The 206-nt window shown below is 60.2% G+C and carries 1 tRNA gene; it reads left to right on the forward strand.

Features of this window, described 5'->3' with window-relative positions:
* Positions 1 to 130 precede the first annotated feature (130 nt).
* A tRNA-Ala gene (locus H6M51_RS24495) sits at positions 131 to 206 on the forward strand.

Below are 206 nucleotides of genomic sequence, written 5' to 3' on the forward strand. Positions count from 1 at the left end.
GGCCCGTAGCTCAGTCGGTTAGAGCACACGCTTGATAAGCGTGGGGTCGGTAGTTCGAGTCTACCCGGGCCCACCATTTGGTTTGACTGTTCCCTTGACCCTGGCAGGAATGTCGGGTGTTGCGATGGTTGGGGCTGTAGCTCAGCTGGGAGAGCACCTGCTTTGCAAGCAGGGGGTCAGCGGTTCGATCCCGCTCAGCTCCACCA

Origin of the sequence: Rhizobium sp. AQ_MP (genome assembly GCF_014237835.1) — a bacterium.
In the GTDB taxonomy this organism is placed as follows: domain Bacteria; phylum Pseudomonadota; class Alphaproteobacteria; order Rhizobiales; family Rhizobiaceae; genus Allorhizobium.